18 protein-coding genes are annotated in these 21,196 nt (G+C 37.4%); 6 read left to right on the forward strand and 12 right to left on the reverse strand.

Features of this window, described 5'->3' with window-relative positions:
* Positions 1-83: 83 nt before the first annotated feature.
* The 3 genes from BMX10_RS10390 to BMX10_RS10400 all read right to left on the reverse strand — a co-directional run bounded on the left by BMX10_RS10390 (position 84) and on the right by BMX10_RS10400 (position 3,443).
* Positions 84-983, reverse strand: a complete 900-nt coding sequence (locus BMX10_RS10390) for a DMT family transporter (protein WP_090443495.1) — start codon at positions 981-983, stop codon at positions 84-86.
* Between the two features lie 608 nt (positions 984-1,591).
* Positions 1,592-2,350: an NADPH-dependent oxidoreductase gene (locus BMX10_RS10395; RefSeq protein ID WP_244272693.1), complete on the reverse strand. Its 759-nt coding sequence runs from the start codon at positions 2,348-2,350 to the stop codon at positions 1,592-1,594.
* Between the two features lie 106 nt (positions 2,351-2,456).
* Positions 2,457-3,443, reverse strand: a complete 987-nt coding sequence (locus BMX10_RS10400; RefSeq protein WP_090443498.1) for a Gfo/Idh/MocA family protein — start codon at positions 3,441-3,443, stop codon at positions 2,457-2,459.
* Positions 3,444-3,974: 531 nt separating this feature from the next.
* On the opposite strand from BMX10_RS10400, the gene BMX10_RS10405 reads away from it, so the two are divergent.
* The 4 genes from BMX10_RS10405 (at position 3,975) to BMX10_RS10420 (ending at position 7,893) form a co-directional block, all read left to right on the forward strand.
* Positions 3,975-4,652: a FadR/GntR family transcriptional regulator gene (locus BMX10_RS10405; RefSeq protein WP_090443501.1), complete on the forward strand. Its 678-nt coding sequence runs from the start codon at positions 3,975-3,977 to the stop codon at positions 4,650-4,652.
* 195 nt (positions 4,653-4,847) lie between these two features.
* Entirely contained in the window at positions 4,848-6,299 is a 1,452-nt protein-coding gene (locus BMX10_RS10410; RefSeq protein WP_090443504.1) for an NAD(P)/FAD-dependent oxidoreductase, read from the forward strand.
* A complete protein-coding gene (locus BMX10_RS10415; RefSeq protein ID WP_090443508.1) occupies positions 6,296-7,537 on the forward strand; it encodes an NAD(P)/FAD-dependent oxidoreductase in 1,242 nt (413 codons plus the stop codon). The genes BMX10_RS10410 and BMX10_RS10415 overlap by 4 nt, the downstream gene beginning before the upstream one ends.
* Positions 7,531-7,893, forward strand: a complete 363-nt coding sequence (locus BMX10_RS10420) for a DUF1667 domain-containing protein (protein WP_090443511.1) — start codon at positions 7,531-7,533, stop codon at positions 7,891-7,893. The genes BMX10_RS10415 and BMX10_RS10420 overlap by 7 nt, the downstream gene beginning before the upstream one ends.
* Before the next feature lie 235 nt (positions 7,894-8,128).
* On the opposite strand, the gene BMX10_RS10425 is transcribed toward BMX10_RS10420, so the two are convergent.
* Entirely contained in the window at positions 8,129-8,704 is a 576-nt protein-coding gene (locus tag BMX10_RS10425) for a GNAT family N-acetyltransferase (RefSeq protein ID WP_090443514.1), read from the reverse strand.
* Between the two features lie 404 nt (positions 8,705-9,108).
* On the opposite strand from BMX10_RS10425, the gene BMX10_RS10430 reads away from it, so the two are divergent.
* Positions 9,109-9,675 (forward strand): cupin domain-containing protein, encoded by a 567-nt coding sequence (locus BMX10_RS10430; protein WP_244272694.1) that lies wholly within the window; start codon positions 9,109-9,111, stop codon positions 9,673-9,675.
* Positions 9,676-9,927: 252 nt separating this feature from the next.
* Here the strand turns inward: BMX10_RS10430 and BMX10_RS18535 are convergent, their stop codons facing one another.
* The 8 genes from BMX10_RS18535 to BMX10_RS10470 form a co-directional block, all read right to left on the reverse strand.
* On the reverse strand, positions 9,928-10,278 hold the full coding sequence (locus BMX10_RS18535; protein ID WP_330387883.1) for an AraC family transcriptional regulator: 351 nt from the start codon (positions 10,276-10,278) through the stop codon (positions 9,928-9,930).
* A gap of 64 nt (positions 10,279-10,342) precedes the next feature.
* Positions 10,343-11,599 carry an MFS transporter gene (locus BMX10_RS10440; RefSeq protein WP_090443520.1) on the reverse strand — a complete coding sequence of 419 codons (1,257 nt, stop codon included), beginning with the start codon at positions 11,597-11,599 and terminating at the stop codon, positions 10,343-10,345.
* 96 nt (positions 11,600-11,695) lie between these two features.
* Entirely contained in the window at positions 11,696-14,320 is a 2,625-nt protein-coding gene (gene ppsA / locus BMX10_RS10445) for a phosphoenolpyruvate synthase (protein WP_090443522.1), read from the reverse strand.
* A gap of 57 nt (positions 14,321-14,377) precedes the next feature.
* Positions 14,378-14,968, reverse strand: coding sequence for a TetR/AcrR family transcriptional regulator (locus BMX10_RS10450; RefSeq protein ID WP_090443526.1), 591 nt, complete (start codon positions 14,966-14,968; stop codon positions 14,378-14,380).
* Between the two features lie 387 nt (positions 14,969-15,355).
* On the reverse strand, positions 15,356-18,004 hold the full coding sequence (locus tag BMX10_RS10455) for a PEP/pyruvate-binding domain-containing protein (protein WP_090443529.1): 2,649 nt from the start codon (positions 18,002-18,004) through the stop codon (positions 15,356-15,358).
* Positions 18,005-18,190: 186 nt separating this feature from the next.
* The gene (locus tag BMX10_RS10460; protein ID WP_090443532.1) at positions 18,191-18,889 is read right to left on the reverse strand and encodes a TetR/AcrR family transcriptional regulator; all 699 of its coding nucleotides are present in this window, start codon (positions 18,887-18,889) and stop codon (positions 18,191-18,193) included.
* 767 nt (positions 18,890-19,656) lie between these two features.
* Positions 19,657-20,220, reverse strand: a complete 564-nt coding sequence (locus BMX10_RS10465) for a Gx transporter family protein (RefSeq protein ID WP_090443533.1) — start codon at positions 20,218-20,220, stop codon at positions 19,657-19,659.
* Complete coding sequence (locus tag BMX10_RS10470) at positions 20,217-20,588, reverse strand: NusG domain II-containing protein (RefSeq protein WP_090443536.1); 372 nt, start codon at positions 20,586-20,588, stop codon at positions 20,217-20,219. Before BMX10_RS10470 ends, BMX10_RS10465 begins: the two co-directional genes overlap by 4 nt.
* A gap of 348 nt (positions 20,589-20,936) precedes the next feature.
* On the opposite strand from BMX10_RS10470, the gene BMX10_RS10475 reads away from it, so the two are divergent.
* Positions 20,937-21,196: transposase (locus tag BMX10_RS10475; RefSeq protein ID WP_170834743.1), on the forward strand; the 260-nt coding region annotated here is incomplete at its 3' end.

The raw sequence follows: 21,196 nt of genomic DNA on the forward strand, positions 1-21,196 counted from the left end.
AAGCATAATCTATGACAGACGGGATGATACCTCCCTAGTCAGTGTCCAGCTATCACCAGGATTCATGAAGTGATAACTGGACACTATTGTATTTTGTAATGTTCCTTATCTGTATGCCGCATAGAAAGCAAAGCATTGAAATCCAGTTCAGCAACAATAATACTGACCAATAGTATGGTGGCACCTATATAGCCCCTCAAGCTTAATGTTTCACCAATGAAAATATAAGCAAATACTGCAGAAAAAACAGGTTCTAATGCAAAAATCAATCCTGTATGTGTAGCAGTGGTGTACTGTTGTGCTGTTGTTTGAACGATGAAGGCAATAGCAGTACAAAAGACACTGAGAAAGATAACAGCAAACCAAGTGATAGAAGAACTGGGTAACTTCACTGTCTCAATAGAAAGAGAGAATGCAATACTAAATAGCCCAACAAAGCCAAGCTGGATTACTCCAAGAGAAACAGAATCCACATCAGCAGTCAGAAGACCTGTTGTGATAATATGTAATGCATATAGCAAAGCACACATTATACAGAGTATATCACCTTTATTTATCCTTAATTCTTCATTTAATGTCAGTAGTATAATTCCTACAAACGCCAAACAAATGGCAATGACAACCTTTTTCTCAGGTTTTTGTTTTAAAAAAAGTGAGGATATTATAGGAACTAATACTACTGTTAAGCTTATAAGAAATCCCGCATTTGAAACTGTTGTATACTTGACACCAAAGGTAGCAGTAATAAAAACGCTAAAGAGGATTACAGCTAAGAAAAAGGCATATTTTATTGTTTTGAAATCTGCTGTTGCTAGCCTTTTGTAAAATACTACTGCTGCCAATAAAAAAGCTAGAATAAAACGTAGAGCAATTAAATTAAATACCTGTATTTCCTCTAACCCCACCTTGGTAAGTATATAGGATCCTCCCCAAAACAAGGCAACCAAAATCAACATTAAATCTGCTTTCAATTGCTTTTTCATGCTACACCCCCAAATTTTATGCCAATTATTCTTTTTTTCACTATTGACTGATATAATTATATACAAAAGCTGTACCATATGTAAGGTGCAGTTTAGATATTTTTTATGGTGACAGATTAAGGTATTGATAGTGACAATTTAAGTAAAATCATTACCACCTATTATTCCTATCATGCATAATAGTCTAAAGTATATAATATAATAATAGGTTATGCATTTTGTTTGCAGTGGTCCTATGATTAATGGAATATTGAAGATTTAAAGAATTGTATAAAATGAAAGATAGAAATTATGAGTAAGAAAAGTGAAATACTTAGAATAAAGTATCTATAATAATATCACACAATGAATTAGACACAAGGATAGTCTCCCTGTGTCTATAGTAGAGTTTCATATTATTGTTAACAACAGTCCTTGAAAACTGCTTGTGCCTCCAGGTTGTGTAGACATTTTCCTATCGGTGACAGCTCCAATAATGATTATATTCTCATCAGCTGGTTTAAGAGATAGGAGATTATAACAGTAGATTCATGTGGGAGAGTATTGCTATAATCTGTAGACAAGCCCCTGTTTTCCTGTCTATTTATACTCTATCTGGAAAATAAGCTTTAACAATCTACCTCAAACCCCTGCTGACGGATCACCCTCAGCATCTCCTGTCGATTAGGCATGGAGGTGGTTAGTTTCGCTACCACTTGATCACTAAAGGAATCCACTCTCTTGTTTGCATTCCTTAAGTCATAGTAGGTTGTCATCTCTTCATCATAATCCTTTATTTCTTTTAAGTAATTATCAAAAATCCTATAGCTGTTTTCAAAAACTCGAAGTCTATTTTCAAATCTAGGCTTGAGCTGTGGATTTTGATTAGGATATCCTATACCTAATCCTACTACTGGGAATGTTAGCTTAGGTAGGTTTAGAATCTCACAAATTTGTGCTGAATCATTTAAAATGCTGCCTAAATACACGGCTCCTAAGTCCATTGCTTCTGCCCCGTTCACAACATTTTGAGCTGCTAAGCATGCATCTGTAAAGCCTTGAAAAAATCTATCCATATCTGACGCATTCTCGGTTGTAGATCCTTTTTCCTTTGTAATGTGATTATTTCTAAATTGATCTACTATAAATACCAAAAGCTCTGGTGCCCTTGCCACATATTCTTGGTTGCAGATCTCAGCAATTTCCTTCTTAATTACAGAATCTGTTATACGTATGATTGAATAGGATTGCATTCCATTGGAAGTAGCAGTTCGTCTGGCTATTTCCATCAATGTGTGAAATATCTCCTTTGGTATTTTCATATCCTTAAACTCACGAATTGTACGATGCTGAAGTTGTCTTTCAATCATGTCATCGATCTGATTCATCAAAAATCCCTCCCAATAATATATCATTCTATTAGTATAAGTCTATGATACCCTTAAAGGAAAAATAAAAACCAATCCCTGCCTTACTCCCTTGTCTTATTCTATATTAAAGCTCCACCCAAACGCTTTCCTCACTAGACTTTCTTAAGGCATCAAGAATCTTCATATTTCCATAACTCTCCTCTAAAGAAACTTCTACTTCTCGATCCTGTTGAATAGCTTCTGCAAAGTCTTCGAACTCTAACTGATATTGATAAACTGGATCAAAGGTAACAACCCTTTCCCCTAATGCATTATTAACAATCAATTCCCCCTCTACATCATTAAAGTCATTAAACGGAATCTTTATTGTAATAGAACCACTGGTTCCATAAATTTTAACATCTTGTTGTGGAAAGCTGCTGGTGGAAGTAGTAAACAAACAACGGGCATTGCTGTAATCAAGGATCCCGGAGGAAATAGCATCTGTATCAAAATTTGGATGCTTTTCCATTAGAGACACAACTCTTTTAGGAAATTCATCTAAAAGATAGCATGCTGTAGAAACTGCATAACAGCCAATATCCATCAATGCACCCCCACCGCATTCCTTTCTATTTCTAATATTATTAGGATCAGAATTGGTATAATTAAAAGTGGTATGAATAGCCGTAACCTTTCCTACTTCTCCGTATTTTATTAGTTCCTTAGCTCTCTTCCATTTTGGATGAAATCTATACATAAAGGCTTCCATTACTTTTATATTCTTATCCTTGACATAGTTTATAACTTCTAAAGCTTCTTCTACATTCATGGTTAGGGGTTTTTCACAGATAATATGCTTTTTAGCATCAGCTGATTTTTTAATCCACTTAAGATGCTCATGATTCGGTAATGGTATGTAAACTGCATCAATAACTTCATCATTAAGTAAATCTTCATAAGAGCTGTAATGCTTTGGTATACCCCATTTTTCAGATGCTGCCTTCGCCTTTTCTGCTGTTCTAGATGCAACACCATACAGCTCTACTTTATTAGATTTTGATAAAGGAAGTATAATTCTTTTAACAAAATGGTCAGAAACACCTAGAACACCTAACTTTAATTTTTTCATAGTCACAGCAACTCCTTTATGATTTATTAAAACTAATTAATTCACAGTTTTCTGAAAACTAATTAGTCTTGAGGTTTTCTATATAGCTCTACCCTAGCCCCTAGAACCTTTATTTTCTATTTGTTCAGCAAATATACTTAAGATTTTTGCCAAGAAGGCTACCTCCTTTTTTAGTATTTAAATTTCTTTTTACTCTCTGGATTATTCTTTAAAGCTTTCTTGATTCTCCATCATGTGGTTTAGGTTGATGGCTAAATAGAAAAGGATATGTAGATGAGAATTATAATAATTTAATAACGATTCAATTATATCAAACAATTTTACATATTTCAATGCATTAAGAAGTCAAAGGATTTTCTTGATCCTCCATTTAAATTGCAAAAAACAAAACGTAGATTATATTCATCAATTGAAAAAAATAGTGTTATGCTATACAATTTAGTTAAAATACTCTTTAAGAGGAGATACTGTTTAAATATATTATTGAAAAACGGTAACTTCAGGATCAAGAAAGGGAGGACACTACCTCAGATGGAAAAACGAACACTTGTAGATAAAGCTGCAAATGAACTGATGCAGCTGATTCGAGAACATGGCTACGGTCCAGGAGAAAAGCTGCCAAATGAATATGAGCTTTCATCACAGCTTGGTGTAAGCCGAAATACGGTGCGTGAAGCAGTACGGACCCTTGCTTCTCGAAATGTACTGTATATAAGGCAGGGCGCAGGTACCTTTATCTCAGAAAAAAAAGGTGTGGCTGACGATCCACTGGGCTTTTCCTTTATGGATGACCGTAGAAAGCTTGTAGAGGATTTGATGCAAATTCGATGCATCATCGAACCACAGATCGCTGCCCTTGCAGCACAAAATGCAACCCCTCAGGATATTGCAGTTCTCAGCAGCCTGTGTGATGAAATAGAAGTACTCATTGTCAATCGTCAGGATTTTACACAAAAGGATATAGATTTTCACGTTCAGCTTGCCACCTGTAGCCAAAACATAGTAATATCTAACCTTATTCCATTGATTTGCGAAGGCATCAGGGTTTTTTCTTCGACAGTATTGGAGCAGGAGTTTGAACAGACTGCCAAATCCCACCGTGAAATTTTAGAAGCTGTAGGCGAAAGGCGTGCAACAGATGCACAGCAGGCCATGCTATTCCACTTGCTATACAATCGTAATCGTTTTATTCAAGAAAAAGATTTATAAAGCTATCAACCCATATATTCTATTCCCTATAGACTATGTGGGTTTTTATATTATAAATTCATAGGATGATTTTTCCTTGTGCATGAATCTTCATTGAGTAAAATTATGTATTTTTATAAATAATCTTGTTTAAATTAAAAATTAATGCTATAATCTCTTTAAATTCATTGGATGACTTAAAAGGGGGCTGGATGTATGAAACAGAAATACGATGTAATAGTAATTGGTGCAGGGGTAGTTGGAAGTGCTGTCGCCCGCGAATTGGCAAGATATAAACTTAAAATAGGAGTTTTAGAAAAAAATGGCGACGTTTGCTTTGAAGCCAGCGGAAGAAACTCCGCTGTAATCCATGGGGGATTTGCCTATGATCTTGGTACCCTTAAGGCTGCATGCTGTGTAGAGGGATGTTTAGAGTTTGATCAGCTAGCAAGAGAATTAGATATTCCCTTCAAACGTACAGGTAAAGTTCTTGTAGGGAACACCGAAGAAGACTATGAAAGCCTTAAACGTACCATTAAAAATGGTAAAATCAATGGCAGTGTCGGCCTTGAAATGATAGATGAAAAACGTCTTAAGGAGCTGGTTCCTGCGGTAATTGGGAAATTTGCCATGTTTTCCCCTCTCAGCGGTATTGTAGATCCATTTCAGTACACAATTGCCTTGGCAGAAAATGCAGCTATGAACGGTGTTGATTTTTATTTTAATAATGAAGTAATCGATATCCATCGGGAAGCAAACGGTACCTATCATATTAAAACAATTCAAAATAATTTTAATACTCGCTGGGTTGTAAATTGTGCTGGATTGGGCAGTGTTAAAATCTCTGAGATGCTGGGCATTCACGGTTATCGCTTCGGTGGTACGAAAGGTGATTATATTGTTTTAGATAAACGGGTGGGTCCTTTACTCCCTATGCCCGTCTATCCTGTACCTAGCACCACTTATATGGGGATTCATGTAACACCTACAATGGATGGCAACGTAACTGTTGGTCCTAATGCCGATTATGTAGAGGATTTCGCCTATTACGGTGTACCTCAAAGGAATATGGATTATCTGGCAGAAGATGCCTCAACGCTATGGCCCCACATCCATAAATCCGACTATATTAGCAATTATTCAGGTATCCAGCCTAAGTGGTTGGAGGGCAATGATGCAATAAAGGACTTTGTGATTGAAGCACGGGATGAAGCCCCAAATACCATCAATCTTGTTGGTATCGAATCCCCCGGCCTAACTTCTGCAGTGCCGATCGCACGTCGTGCTGTTAGATTACTGGCTGATGCTGAAAGACTGCATCCTAACAAAGATTTTAATCCAATTCGCAAAGGCATTCTTCGTTTCTCTGAGCAAAGTGATGAAGAAAAAGCTAGATTGATTGCTAAAAACCCTGATTATGGGGAGATTATCTGCCGCTGTGAAACAGTAACAAAAGCCGAAATTCTACAGGCAGTACATAATCCTTTGGGGGTTGATACCATGATGAGCATTAAGTACCGAACCCGCTCAATGATGGGCCGATGTCAGGGAGGCTACTGTCAGATGCGTATTGCAGAAATTATTCAAGAGGAGCTGGATCTGAATGCCAACGAGGTGCTGTATGGCCGCAGCGGTTCCAATATGTTTACAGGGAAGGTGAGAGGATGAATTTTGTTAACAAAGAAGTAGTTATTATCGGCGGTGGGCCTGCAGGACTTGCGGCAGCTCTGGAGCTTTATAAAAAAGGAATTCATGATATTTTGATTATAGAACGTGAAAAAAACCTGGGAGGAATCCTCCGGCAGTGTATCCATGACGGTTTTGGTCTTACACGTTTCAAGGAGTCCTTAAGTGGACCAGAATATGCACAACGATTTATAGATGAGATAGAAAAACTTAAGATTCCATATATAACCAATACTACCGTTCTTTCTGTGACAAAGGATAAAAAAATCACTGCCGCTTCCAAAGCCGGCTTCATGACTTGGCAAGCAAAAGCCGTGATCCTTACAATGGGATGTCGTGAACGTACCCGTGGTGCCCTTGGGATTCCTGGCGAACGCCCTGCTGGAGTCTTCACCGCAGGTGTAGCCCAATCCTATATAAATCTTTACAACACTATGGTAGGAAAAAATGTTGTTATTCTTGGTTCAGGGGATATCGGACTCATTATGGCACGTCGTATGACCCTTGAGGGAGCAAATGTAAAGGCTGTATTTGAAATCTTGCCTTACGCAAGCGGTCTTTCACGTAATATTCAGCAGTGCCTGAATGATTACAGCATTCCACTTTACTTAAGCCATACTGTTACCAATATTCACGGCAGCTCTAGATTAACTGGAGTTACAGTTTCTGAGGTGGACCATGATCTCAAGCCCATCCCTGGAACTGAAAAGAAATATGATTGTGACACACTGATTCTCTCAGTAGGACTGATCCCCGAAAATGAGCTTTCCCTTTCAGCTGGGGTTGAGCTAGACCAACGTACAAAGGGTGCTATCGTGGATGAAAACTACCAAACATCCGTTGACGGTATATTTGCTGCAGGTAATGTGCTGCACGTACACGACCTCGTAGACTTTGTATCATTAGAAGCAGAAAGGCTTTCGGATTCTGTTTCAATATATTTACAGAATAAAAATCTGCCTCCATCTAATGTCAAAATTATCACTAGTCCTGAAATCACCTACACCATTCCACAGTATGTGAGTGGTACAAAAAATTTTAATCTTTCAATCCGTGCAAAAGAACCATTGAAAGACTGTAAAATTGAAATTCTACAGGATGGTTCAGTGATAAAATCTGTTGATATGAAAACAGTGATCCCAGCAGAAATGATTAATATGCCCGTTAATTATAAGTTGATACAATCTGAAAAAGATTTGGAGGTGATGGTCAAATGCTAAAGGAATATACCTGCATACTCTGCCCAAATGGATGTGATATTACAGCAGAAATTGCGGATAAAAAAATTCTTTCAACAAAGGGGGCCCTATGCCAGCAAGGGTGGGAATATGTCCATCAGGAGATAACAGATCCTCATCGCAGCATTGCTTCTTCTATTTTATTGGAGGGGGGCGTACTTCCTTTGGTAAGCGTACGACTATCCAATCCTATCCCTAAAGACAAAATTTTTGATGTGATGTCAGTTATCAAAAAAACCCGTATAAATGCACCCGTTTTCGTAGGACAGGTGGTAATTAAAAACATACTTGGACTGAATAGTGATGTAGTTATAACTAAAAACGTACTGGCAAAATAACCAGTAGATTTCCTATTGAGATCTAAAGCGCGGAAGAGTTAAATTTCTTGCAGAATTTCTAATTTCATAGTTGTTTTTCTATTTTGGGGCAGGAAATCTTATCTCCTGCCCCCTGTAAATCCAAATCTCCTATAAGTAAACAGTCTGTATAAACGATGAGATTTGAATTTTATTAAGAAATGATATTTTCATATCTCTGAAATCGTAGTATCGGTGTCCATTGCTTTATCTTGCTTTATTTTAATGACTGATTTTGAGTCTTCTTCGATGTATCGTAACCTAATTCATAATACTTGTTATTGTTGAACTCAAAAGTTTTAATGACATCAAGTCCAAGTTTATCAGTATGTGCTTTATAGGATCTAGGATTTATTTGATTGATAAAAGTAATTAAGATGGGGTACCTTTTAGCCATTTGCCTTCGTGAAAACTCAAAAAGATTCGTAAGAACTTCAGTTCCACGATAATCCCGATGAATACAAATCGGTCCATACTGATAAGAATTTCCCATTGAAAGTGTTTGGCCTAGATACTCTGTGTTTGGCAAATCTTTAATCATATGTTGAAAGAGGGGCCATGCTGACCAATACTGCCAAGATGCTGCCATTGCATAGGCCACAACTTTCTTGCCATCACATGCAATCGCAAGTCCACTTTCTTTTTCTATTAGTTCTTTAAATTGTTCTTTTGTGAATAAAGTTGTCACGAATCCATTGGGTCTGTCCTCATCGCTTATTGTTGACACATGATATTTTTGCTGTAATTCTGAAATACTTGGGATGTCCTTTAATGTTGCATTTCTATAATGCATTATATCCACTCCTTAAAATTCATTGAATTCTCTTCATAAACCATGGCAATCCCTGAGATAATTCTTGGGGTTTATGTTTTAATACAGTAAAATACCTCTGTTGTTTCAAGTCTTCATAGACTATTTCATTATTCATTATATAATATTCGTAAAGCATATATCCACTTTTTACTTTATATGCTTCATGTTTTTTTAAACCTATTATTACTATATATCTTCATTTATTTCCTATCAATCCACAAAATCCTTTTCTTTTTACGTATTTGTTTAATTTTTCCTTTAAAATACCTCATAAAAGGCAAATCCCAAATACTTTCAGTTAGAGACGAGACTGCTTGGATCTTCTATGGCTCTAAACACCTATTTAAAACATAAAGCATATAATATAAAAAAACATGAAAGGAATGAGCAAAGTGTACAATGACTATAGACCATACCCATACCCCGCCAGTCCTAATACACCAATGTATAATCCCTACAATATGTATAATGGTTATAGAATGTATCCATATCCTTACTGGGGTACACCACCAACGTATCCCTCGTATCCTCCTAAACAGCCTATTAAGTTAAAGGATTACGGGCCGTGCCCCTATGTAGTTAATATTGAAGAGGCTACTACACAAAATGACTATTACCGTATCGCCTTATGGACAGGAGAATATTTGCAGCTTACCTTGATGAGTATCAATTCTGGGGATGACATAGGTTTAGAAATACATGAAGATCATGATCAATTTATTCGTATTGAAGAAGGTCAGGGAATGGTTATGATGGGAGATAAAAAAGATCAGTTGGATTTTAGAGCAGAAGTCTATGATGATTATGCAATATTTATCCCTGCTGGTAAATGGCATAATCTGATTAATACGGGATGTACACCGTTGAAATTGTACTCTATTTATGCACCACCCGAGCATCCACATGGTACACTTCACAGAACGAAAGCAGATGCTGAAAAACACTACTAATGCTAAATATTAGGAGAATTTTGTCCCTATAAAAATTTAAAAGTGTAGAGTCTTATGGCGTTTCATGCTCATTCTCTGCACTTTTTCTTATTCTTCTATTTATATTTGTAGATGCACTCAGCAATCTTATAGGTCCTACATTAGATAATTACTTAAGTTTACTGATTTTTTCTTCGTCTAAGCTTTCTCACATTTCTGCAATTTCTGGATTAACTCCATTGAATATTATAGGCACCCTTTTTATAATACCAACTATGCTAAATGCTTTTTTTCTTCGATTCCATAGTTCAATTCATTTCCTCCTTTTATTGATAATTGAAAGGTCATTGGTGTATAAGCTTTTAATGATTTGCTATTATTTTTGGCTTCCGAAGGGGTTATTCCTTGCAAAACTTGAAACGCCCTTGTAAAAGAATCTGCTGGGCCATACCCGTATTTTATGGCAACATCGATCACTCTCATGTTACAATTATTTAGTTCAAACGCAGCAAGAGTTCGCCGCCTACGACGAATGTATTCTGAGGATAATCCTATCCTTGCAACTTCTTTTATGTCAATATCATTTGTAAGGTTTTCTTCAATATAACTAAGTGCTTCGTTCATTCTTTTAAAATATTGCATGATTTATGTCAAGGCTTATACTTTCAAAGTTGCATCAAATAGAACTTTAAAGCTCTTGTTCATTTAACAAGGATATCAAAAACACAACTGAAATGAAACTGATCAGTAAGGTAGCTGCCAGCATCGTCCAATGCACTTCAACTTTGTTAAGAATCATACCATACACTAATGCCCCAAAGGGCATACCTCCCTTAGTAATCATTCCCACAATCGAAAACACTCGAGACATATATTCGTTAGGGGTTGCTCTCTGAATATAGGTCTGTACAGGAACATTTATAAACATAATAGCAATGCTTAGAAAACAAAGAACTGCTGCCAATGAAATAAAATATGCAAATGTACCTTGTCCCAATAACAATATACTGTGGGGAAACAACAAAGTCACAAAGGCTAGCATCATCCCCATAAGTAAACTCAAACCCATCACAAGGGGTTTTGTGACCTTTTTATCTTTACTAAACAGTATGCCTACTAAAATACTTCCAAGCAGGGCTCCTAATATAATGAATATTTGAAGATAACCATATTGAGTATCCGAATATTCCAATCTAGTTTTGAAAAACAAAGGTAACACTACAGTAAAGATCGGCTGAATTAAGGCATATATTATTAAGAAAAACATACATAATCTGCGAATCATTTTGTTATCAAAAATAAAACTAGCACCTTCAGACAAATCCGATATAAATCCTGTTTTGCCAGTTATTGATTCTCGTTTGACGTGCTTATACTTAATCAGCATTTCACTGCACCCTGATAGTAAAAATGATATTCCATTAATGAAAAAGACCACTGTAATACCAAGGCTTGCATACAGCATCGTCCCAATGACAGGACCCAATAGACCCGCCAGTGTTCTCAAGCCCGCCACAGCGGAGTTGGCTCGAGACAACTCATTTTCATTAACCAACTGTGGCAGCATCCCTTTCGTGGCAGGATCAAATAAACCGTTCAACAGCGATACAATTACCTGTATCGACAGTAAGAAAGGTAGGCTCATTCTATCGGAATATGCACTTAAAGCCAAACCCAGTATAACTACAGCACTGGCAAGGTCTGTTGCTACCATGATGATTTTCCTGTTCAATCGATCTCCTAACACGCCGGCAATGGGATAAACAATTAGCGCTGGCACTAAAGATAGGAAGGCAAATAGACCGACAGTAGCTGCCGAACCACCGACATCAATAATATACAGTGGCATAATTACCATTTGCAAACTGTTCCCCGTGTCGGAAACAAATCGCCCAAGTAGTAATAATAGAAGATTTTTATTCAAAGTTTTTTTATCTTTTTCCATGAATATACTACCTCAATTCTTTTCTGTCTGAGAAAGCCACCTGAACTAGCGGCTTTCAATCTTTACATTTTGTATAAAAAGAAATGTTTACCTTCTCTAGTCCAAAATTTCTATATATCCTTCATTTCCATTTATCCTAATTCTCTGTCCATCTTTGATCAGCTTAGTCGCATTATCTACACCTGCCACTGCTGGCATGCCGTATTCCCTCGCAACAACTGCACCATGGGTCATCATACCACCTATTTCCGTTACAAGTCCACTGACTGAAACAAAGAGGGGTGTCCAGCTGGGGTCAGTATAAGTCGCTACTAAAATATCTCCTTTTTCAATGTGGGCATCGTCAATTTTAGTTAAAACCCGGGCTCGACCTTCAATTATTCCTGAGGACACTGCTACACCTGCTAAGGCATCTTTTGGTATATTCCCTTTGGTATATTCCCCAAATATCACTTCACCTTCAGAGGTGATTACCCTAGGTGGACTTAGTTTTTCATTGTAAGCATGTTCCTCTTTTCGCTTACTAATCCTATCATAATCAACTCCACCACTTTGAACGGCTTCCTTGAATTCGTCGTAGGTTAAAAAGTAGATATCTTCCCGATCTTGTATACTGCCCTGCTTTACAAGCTTGTCGGCTTCTCGAAGAAAACTCTGCTTAATAATCCAGAAATACCAGACTAACATATATTTGTTGTACTCACGGTATCCTGCAAAGTTACGTAGTACGCTGATCATCTTCTCAATCTTCTGAGTTTTTTTCTTGCCGCCAGGAAGATTCTCTAAACGAGACAGTAGATTCTCTGCCATTCCCTGTGCCTCTGCAAAATCTTTTTCGAATTTACGCTTGTGCTCACCAGTCTGAAAGTTTTTGACATATCCCATAATCGCTGCAATGAGGGTGGTGGGCTTCTCATTCCAACGAGGTCGAGAAATATCCGTCTCTCCAGTGCAACGCATACCGTATTTTTTTAAGTATGACTCCATAACCTCGCTAACTTCTTTGCCACCCATCAACTTGGACAAATCTTGAAAAAATGTCTCATCATTGGCATGAGTGAAATACTCCATGACCTCTGGATATTGACGTGCCACATCAGCAACATCTAAAAGCTCCAGTCCCATTTCGGATGTGACATTATTTTTTACAGATTGGGAAAGAGTGTCTGCAACATTTTTTTCACCCAACCATTTCTCCATACGTTTATTCAGCCAGTCTGAGGCATACATGGCTACAAAGTATGCCCCATAACCATTGGTAACCGCTTTCTTGAACTCATCCATGTCCTTATCGATAAAGTCAAATAAATCACTTCCTGAGAGATGACTCATTATTTCCTCTCGCTTGTGCAGACGGTCTTCACTTTTAGCGATTAAGTTGGTCACAATGCTGGGATCATTCTTGCTATAGAATTTAATCGCATCCATCAAACCACCTCCGATGCCACTTCCTGCACTCATCATTGATTTTCCACTGGGTAAAGATTTGATAAAATCTTTACGCTTCATCACATTACGAAGGGCGTTTTCCATCAATATATCCACCTTTGCAATGCTTCCAAGAAGAATCTTAGCTTTTATTTGAGACCTTAGTTCATGAGACACATCCATAAACATTCTACCCCCTGCTTCCTCAACCACCACACCTCCAAATCTTCTGAAAAACATTTGAAAAAATGTCAGTCCCAGTGGCTTCATAGCATCCGTCATCATTTGTCGGTGACCATAAGAAATATAAACATGGTTTTTTCCGTCCTTCACTTCTGGAATCGGGTAAATGGTTGTAATAGGCCTACTTTGAACAATATAGAACTCACCTTCATAAAGACACCACTCGATGTCCTGTGGATATCCAAAATGTGCCTCAATCTTTCTACCCATCTGTTCAAGTTCTAAAATTTGATCATCCGTTAGTGTCTGCTTATTTTGTTGATCACCTACAATTTCCCTTTCTTCCGTACCACCTTCTTTTAAGGCATAAATCCCCAGCTTCTTGGTAGGTATCTTTTTATCAATAATACTTCCCTCTCTCACCTTATAGATATCTGCATTCACTATGCCAGAGACCAAGGCTTCACCAATCCCAAAGCTTGCATCAATAGACAGTACTTTTCGGTTTGAGTTGACAGGATCAGCCGTAAACAGTATTCCTGCAGCTTCAGGTAAAATCATCCTTTGAATCACTACAGACAAATAAACCTTACGGTGGTCAAAGTCATTTTGAATTCGGTAGGTGATAGCACGCTCCGTAAACAGCGATGCCCAACATTTACTAACATGCTGTAAAATGGCTTCTTTCCCGATAATATTCAAATAGGTATCCTGCTGGCCTGCAAAGGAGGCTGTGGGAAGGTCCTCCGCTGTAGCACTAGATCGTACCGCGTAGGCATTTTCTTCCCCAAGTGTCGAAACATAACCAGTTATCACTAACGCTATTTCTTCTGGAATGACTATCTCCTCTATCACTTTTCGAATCTTTCCACTGATTTCAGCAATTTTTCCTCTGTCTTCCAGCTTTAGAACCGATAATTGATCCAGTAATGCATTAAATTCTTCATTGTTGTCTATGATTCTTTTATAAGCCTCTGTTGTAATACAAAATCCCTCTGGCACACGTATCCCTTCAATTCTTGATAATTCTCCTAGATTAGCACCTTTCCCCCCAACTATCATGAGTTTGTTTTTATCCAGCTCTTGAAAACCCAGCACATATGATTTCATATGGATTCCCCCTTCTATCATTTAGCTAACCCCATCCAGCAATCATATTTTCAATCCTTAAATACTTGTAATACCTTCCTTGATTATTTTGATACCATTGTTTAATTTCTTAGAAAACATATCTTCATTCATTCCGTTCATGAACAACTGTTTCCAAATCAAGGTGTAAATCATATCCACCACTAAATCAGCATCAGTTTCTGGCTTTACAAGGCCCCGTTCTTTATCCCTCTCAACCATTCCTCGCAAATCCTCCAGTAAACTGTCACGGAGCTTAGTAATGAATTCACTATTGTCAATCTCCATCAATACACTTATCTGATTATATTGAGGTTTTAGTTTGCTCCATTCAAATGTAGCTTTAGTTGATTGTATCAGTGCTTCAAAAAAATCAATGTCCGGATCCAATGTTTCCTTGTGACGGAGAACTGCTCGTTTTTCCCTTGTAATCTCTTCCCACACATAACTATAGATGTCTTCTTTATCAGTAAAATACTGATAAAAGCTTCCCCTAGGTATTCCTGCAAACTTTATAATCTGATTAATAGATGCCTCACTGAAACGCTTGGTTGAAAACTCCTGTACAGCGGCGTCAAATATTTTTTGTTTTTTATCCTCGCTTAAATTATAAAAGGTTTCTTTTGGCATGTTATTCCCTCCTCCTTAAAACAGAATAACATAAATTTATCCATATGACAAGTGTGTCATATGACAATGTTGTCATTTTTAATGGAATCTGTTTTAGAATTTACATAATAGTATAACCTTTGAAGTATTCAACACTAATGAAATTTAGATTTCATCTACTTTTAAAGTGTCTTTCTCCATCTGCTCATATTTCACAAGCCTAGATATAATTTCAAATTCATCAATATCTAAAACATCTCGTCCAGTATACTCCACACAGATATTTTTTCCTTTTTATTAATAATTCCTTCCAGCTGTCTAATACTAGCTTCTGTTAGTTTGGATTATCAACATCAATTTGCTTCTGTATATTTTCCTATTCCTTGGTCTACAAGCCTTACCTATGTGTTAAATCACCTCTATTTTTCCTGTCTCTCCATTCATCCTGACAATTTGGTCGTCCTTAAGTGCGGTTGTGGCATCTTTCACTCCGATTATTGCTGGAATTCCGTATTCTCTAGCTACAACTGGCCCATGGGACATTGGGGCACCGGTCTCCATGATTAACCCGCCAATTCTCAAGAAAAGTGGTGTCCAGGCAGGATTGGTTGACGCTGTCACAAGAATGTCACCCTTGCTTAGCTTATGGCCTTCCTCAGGTCGTTTCAGTATTTTAACCTGACTTTCCCAAACCCCTGGTGATGCTGGAATACCCCTATATCCATCACCGCTTTCTTCCTCCACAGCAGAGTAGATGGTTTCTCCAGTACTTGTGATTACTCTAGGGGCAAAGGTTCTTAATTGCTCTCTTTGAAACTCTTCACGATTTTTCCAAACTTTTTCTTGTAGCTTTAAGCCTGATCTTATATCTTCAAAAGTTACATAAAATACATCATTCTTGTCATCTAACCTACCTTCAGCTTCTAGTTCCTCACCAATCTCTACCAAAACCTCCCTCAGGATGCCAATTCCTTTGACAAGAATGGACTTAGGCAGCTCTCTATAACCGAACATTTCCCGATGCAGTCTAAGTAGATTTTCCACCTTTTTGGCATCTCTATAGGCTCCTTTATCTTTTAATCCAGTAACAATCTTGGTTAATGCCTCCTCAGCTTCTTCTCTGTCAAGGTAGAACCTCTGGATTCCTTCTTGGTAGGCTTTATGCTCTATATAGGAACGAATTAAGTTAATCACATAGATAGGATCTTCATTCCATCTGGGCAATCCTATATCAATTTCTTCTGTACCTCTATGGCCATATTTCAGCAAGAATCTCTGTAGCTCTGGGTGCTCTGGTGATGGTTCTTCCCCAGTCTCATCCAGTTTCTTTGCTATTTGCAGCATTTCCATCCCCATCTCCGTTGTCACACAGTTATGCACCGCTCTTTTAACCTTCTCAAGGTCAGTTATCCCCTCTCCTTTTTCTGAGCTGGTATCCATGTGTTTATCAATGATTTTTATAGCCTCAGCTAAAGCATTAATTGGTGGAAACAGCCAGAAGATCATTCCATATCCAATACCAAAAAACACGGTGGCTGCTTCCTGTTCCACAAAGGCTAGCTTTTCTTCAGCTGTTTGTAGCCGTTTTTTTCCTTCTTTCAAAGCAGCAATTTTATTGTGACCAAATTTAGTTGCTTTGTATACGGCTCTTCGTGGAGACATTTTACTATAAAGTTCCCTAAATCTCCCAAACATCTTCATCTTGATGATACCGAATCCTAAACTAGCTATTATCCCTAACAATAAGCTTGTTACCGATTTTCGGGATTTCTTTAACTCAGCATGATATCTATCTCCAACTTGTGATAATGCCTTGAATGTTATAGGTTCAGAATCAAAGAGGGCAGGTATTTTATTCTCCCGCAATCTAGAAAGCACTTCTTCGAATTTCAAGGCCTCGGTTATGTCAATAAAAATCCTGCCTCCGGATCTTTTCAGCCATCTAACTTGAGGGCGCCGCTTTTTTTTCACAATTACATTCTTTACTGCTGTGCTAAAAAAATCCACACCCATAGGAGTGATGGGATCACTCATTCCCTGTCTCCACATTAAAAGATTCATATAAATCCGTAACTCCTCACCTGTATCCTTGGGCTCAGGTATGGGATATAGGGTAGTAATAGGCCTTGTTTGGACTAGATAGAATTTTTTATTTTCATAGGCCCACTCTATATCCTGAGGAGCCCCATAATGCTCTTCTACCTTTATAGCTAAATCCAATAGTTCTCTTCTTTCACTTTCATTTAGAGTAACTTCTTCTTGCTTTTTCTCCTCTACCCTCACCAGATCTATTCCCTGTTGTCTTCTTACGGTCATTACTTTTTTCACAGCTATATGCTCACTGACTATCCTCCCAGTTTTTTTATGAATAATCCACTGGTCGGGGTCCACTTCCCCACTTACGATTGCTTCCCCCAGACCCCATGATGAATTTAGCGATATTTCATCCCTTCTACCATTGACTGGATTTGCTGTAAAGAGTATTCCAGATTTTTCTGAGTTAATTAGCCTTTGGACAACAACTCCGTGGCTTATATCCTCATTGCTAATATTATGTTTCCCTCGGTAAAACACCGCTCTATCATTCCACAATGAGGCCCAGCATTTTTTTATCGCTGCATATAATTCCTCCTTGCCCTTTATGTTTAAAAAAGTGCTATACTGTCCAGCGAAGGATGCCCCTGGCAAATCCTCTGCCGTTGCAGATGAGCGTACTGCTACATGGGGCTCACCTATTTCCCTGTAGATTTCATCAATTTCTTTTTTTATAATCTTAGGTATTTCTCCCTTTTCAAATAAGGACTTGACTTTAATGCTTGCTTTTTCTAAGTCAGCTGTATAGTCATCACCTATGGTGCTAAGGAGGTTTTCTATATCCTTTTCCAAGTTATTGGCTTCAACAAATTTTTCGTATGCATTTACCAGTAATACAAAACCATCTGGAACAGGAAAACCAGCCTTAATCATCTCACCTAGATTTGCACCTTTCCCGCCTGCTAAGGGAATATCTCCTTTGCCTACGTCTTCTAATGGCCTCACAAAATAATAGCTTTTCATGATATACCACCCACTCTCCTCTTTTATTCATTCATAATGATTAGAGATAGAATCATTCATACCTACCGAAGGTATGTTCGTGATAAAAAAATATAATCCTTTGTGTTGATTACAAGTTTCATTAACCAAGGACCCTTTTTTACCTCATATAACAATATACTGTGATTGTTAAGTAGGGAGCTGATTTTACTCCCCACCCTTAACCCTAAGGAAATATGGTGTTATCAGGTCAAATTCACCTTCCTGCAACTGAAAAATTCTTTTCAGCATAACCTCATGGAATCGCAGCTTAGTCTCTAATTTGTTTAAAATGCTTTGGTAGTCGGATTTTTTTTCCTTGTCGTATAACTCCTTTTCCAGTTTATCCACTTCTACATTCAAGCTAAAAATAGTGTTTAGAAAGAACTCTGCTAGTTCACTGGAGTTGACAGGATCTCCAAAGACGCCTTCCTTAACACCCATATCAATAAGTTCCTCATAGAGTCCGCTAACCTCCATCTTCAAAGAATTAGTTACTATATGCTGCAGTTTCAGATTTTCATCTGTTTCTATTGCAGTTTTAAATTTTAATCTCCATTCCCTTTCTCTAATCTTATATTCATTCACGGACACAAGTGCCTTGTTAAATTTTTCTACTGTAGTCAAATCGTCTCGTTTAAATACTTCATTAATTATCTTTGTGCCTCTTTCTGTGAATGCCTTACCTAAAGCAATAATCACATCTTCTTTTGAGTCAAAATAATGATAGAAGGCCCCTTTGGTTACATCCATCTTTTCACATATATCGGTGATTTTTGTATGCTCATACCCTTTTTGGTAGAATAATTCAAGGGCAGTCTGCAAAAAAGCTTTTTTTCTGTCATCACTACCAGTTGATTTAATCATTTTATCCACTCCAATAAATTAATTTTCCATGCCTGCAGTAAGTATGCTAATCATATAATACTAATGTTTTTCTTTGTCAACTATTCCTATATGATAGGATTCGTAAATGTAGTTTGAAATTCTAATAGGCTTTGCTTCTAGATGTTATGTTCTAGATACTTCTCACTATCAACCCCCAAACTTATCAAGAGCATAACCATAAAGAATAGGGCTCCACTCAAGTAGGGATAATATATATTCATGTCAAGTATATACCCGGCCCATAAAGGGCCCATCACCCTGCCGAGGCTCAAGTAAGCTTCTGCTATCCCCATAGCTGTTCATGATATACCACCCGCTCACCTCTTTTATTCATTCATAATTCTACTATGCAACCTAACATACCTACCAAAGGTATGTTAGGTCTAAAAAAATATAGTTCTCTTTATGTTGAATCTATTGATTTTTCAATCAAGGGTACCTTCTTAGACTTGGAATATTTTCTTTATATTAACCAACATACTTTGGGTATGTTAATCATATCATGCTGTCACTTTTTTTGTCAATCCTTTTTTCTAAAATTTACCATAAATATCTTATTGATATATGATAATGTTTCGATATTATTAGAATGTGGAAAGGGGCATGAGGACGTCAGCCTGTGTGAAAACTATTATTCTACTAATTTTCCGCACCATATATAGCTCAGGCAAACTTCTTGATGACTACATATTGTATGGGAAGTTTCATAAAAGGGATTCTTTACGCAGTCTGACGTCCCAAGTCTTTTAACTATCTTCATTGTTAGAAAGCATTTCATCGGCTGTTTTGTGATGGTTGTTATGACTATTTGGAATAGTGAAATGAGCAGCTGATAAACCTTTAAATACATGTTTTGCAGTCACACCAGTAAGAACACCAGTAATAATAGCTGAGATCAGCAGAATCGGCATATAGAATAGTAATCCTTTTGTTTGTACAACCATACTAGCAACTAGCAATTGTCCAACATTATGAAATACGGCACCAATGATACTAACCCCTACAATACTTGTATCTACAAATTTTTTCATCACTATCATCATAACTATGCTTAACAAGCCTCCTGCAAAACTATATATCATACCACTTACGCCTGCAAACAAGATCCCACTCATCACAACCTTGATTAGCATGAGACCAAAGGCACTTTTGGTATTCATTAAGTATAAGGCATAAAGTAAAACCGTGTTGGCAAGTCCTAATTTAACGCCTGGCAGTCCATGGGCAATGGGAATGAATCTTTCAAAGTAGCCTAGCACCAGAGCAACTGATGCTAATAATCCAAATCTTGTTATTGTTTTTGTATTCATTTGTCTGCTCCCTTCACCAACTCAACGGACACATGGTTGGGCAAACAAATAATCCATCCACCTAGAGGGCGTGTATTTATATTGTCCAAAGTAACTTCTCCCTGCTCCAAGCAATCTTGATTTGAACAGCTAGCCTTCTGCATCACAACACCATCCGTATTAATTTTAATCTCGTTATATTTCCCTTCAACGTCAATTGTCACAACCTGTGTTTCATTTAGTGTTACTCTTTCATATTCGCTGCCTTCTACATAAATATTTACGTAACTCTCTATACTATCGCTTTGCAGCATTACTCTGCTAGCCACAAGACCTCCTATAGCCAAAACAATAATAATGCCAATCAATTGTATATCTCTTTTATTCATTGCTTATCTGCCTCCTAATGACGAATTATATTCTGCTGTATTTATAACTTTTATTATACACTATTTTTTCTCTAGGATTTTTTTGTTTGGGGATGGTTTTCATATGTTTTATTTTTTAATATATTCTATTTATTAATATGTTCTATCTTTATACATGAAATCCTTCACTACAACCTAAAGTTTATTGTTTTTTTAACAATGCATGTTGGACGACACGCGACGACATGGGGACGCTCCACGCGACGACATGGGGACGTCAGGCCGCGCCAAAAATCCAATAAATGGATAAGGTAATCTTGATATAGCATGCATAGAATCGCCCATAATAGTAGTAAGGAGGGTGATAGTATGAGATATATAGAAGGCATTCATAGAAAAAGCAAGATTGCCTTACCAGAATATGTAGATGACTATGTTACAGAAGATAATCCTGTAAGGATCATAGATACTTTCGTAGAAACAATAGATCTAGGTGAACTAGGATTTAAGAATGCAACCCCAAAAGAGAGGGGGAGACCTGGGTATAACCCCAAAGACCTACTTAAGCTATACATTTATGGATATATGAACAAAATTACTTCATCAAGAAAATTAGAAAAACAAACCCA

The sequence above is a fragment of the Natronincola peptidivorans genome, from assembly GCF_900111615.1.
Classification (GTDB): Bacteria; Bacillota; Clostridia; order Peptostreptococcales; family Natronincolaceae; genus Natronincola_A; species Natronincola_A peptidivorans.